We start from the raw sequence: 1,386 nt of genomic DNA, 5'->3' as shown, positions 1-1,386 counted from the left end.
GATTCCGGAATTTTTTCGACGGTACGGTTAATACGGCGTAAGCGTTCAACATCGGTTTCCATGCTGTCGAGGAAGGCGGCATTGAGCATATGCCCCATAATTTTGGCCGGCGATGGATAAGAACTGCTTTGCGGGCGCTCTTTGCGTTTGTGAGCGATACCGCTGACACCGATCACCATGATTTTTTCTGCCCCCAGATGCAGCGCCGGGCTGAGTGGCGCCAGCTGACGTACGGCGCCATCGGCAAAATATTCGCGGTGAATTTTGACCGACGGGAAAATCATCGGAATGGCCGAAGAGGCCATCAGGTGATCCAGGGTGATGCGGCTGCGGATGCCAACACGGCGCTGACGCTGCCAGTTATTGATGCTGTAGTGGCCCTGAAAAAAACTCACGGACTCGCCGCTTTCCAGGCCCGAGCAGTTGACGGCAATGGCGTGCAGTGCACCGCTGTCGATAGCCCCCTGAATATTGTCGAACTTCACGACTTCGGTCAGCAGTTCACGCAGAGGCTGGTTATTAAGCAAAGAGACGGTATCGTTTTTATAGCCCCGGCCAATCAGCAGGCTGCGGGTAAGGCGGGCAAGTGAGGCCGATACTCCCCAGAAGTCGGTGCGGTAGATCTGGTCGCAGCTGAAATGCATCCAGATACGCTCGAGGTGTTTGATTCCCATGCGGTAATTTTCGGCATAGCTTGCCAGGGCGACGCCATTAATCGCGCCAGCGGAAGTACCGGAAATAATATCGAAGGGGTTGTAATGACCTTTAGGCAGAATTTTGTGAATCGCTTTTAACACGCCCACCTGATAAGCCGCCCGGGCGCCGCCGCCGGAGAGAATTAATCCTGTTTTTTTAACGTCCAAATCCGTGTCCTGCTGTCTCTGGGGGTCTCTGAATTATTTGTCTGCGCCGGGTTTTTCTGGTGCGTAGCTTTCGGAAAACGCTTCGCCGACGAGAGTCACCGGCAAACCGGCCTCTGACCTGCGACTTTCCGCCGTGCAGTGTTATCACCGGCTCTATCCGTGATTTCATGCCTTCTTCTGCAGCGAGTATAGTGCATAATGCGTTTTTCTGAGTTGGCTGGAGAGACTGATGTTCACCGGTATTGTGCAAACCAGATTGCCTGTGGCGGGACTGGAGCGCAAAGAAGATTTTGCCACATTCACTTTTGAATTCCCGGAAAAACTTATGACCGGGCTGCAAATTGGTGCATCCGTTGCCATCAATGGTACCTGTCTGACCGTGCGTACCCTGGAGCAGGGACGGGTCAGTTTTGATGCTATTGGGCAGACACTTAAGGTCACCAACCTGGGGGATCTGCAGCCGGGCAGTGTGGTGAATATTGAGCGGGCAGCGCGCTTTGGTGACGAGATCGGTGGCCACGTG

General features: G+C 54.1%; 1 protein-coding gene and 1 pseudogene. One reads left to right on the top strand and one right to left on the bottom strand.

Annotated features, from left to right (window positions below; translation table 11 throughout):
• The coding region (locus tag B3P58_RS13975; RefSeq protein ID WP_286718381.1) for a patatin-like phospholipase family protein at positions 1 to 863 on the bottom strand (863 nt) is incomplete at its 3' end.
• 229 nt (positions 864 to 1,092) lie between these two features.
• Here B3P58_RS13975 and B3P58_RS13970 point away from each other — a divergent pair.
• A pseudogene (locus tag B3P58_RS13970) lies at positions 1,093 to 1,386 on the top strand (riboflavin synthase); the annotation flags it as partial.

Source organism: Thalassolituus sp. UBA2009 (assembly GCF_002335285.1).
Taxonomy (GTDB): domain Bacteria; phylum Pseudomonadota; class Gammaproteobacteria; order Pseudomonadales; family Oceanobacteraceae; genus Venatoribacter; species Venatoribacter alkanivorans.
The sequence above is the reverse complement of the archived record's forward strand: the minus strand, read 5'-3'. Positions and strand labels throughout refer to the sequence as shown.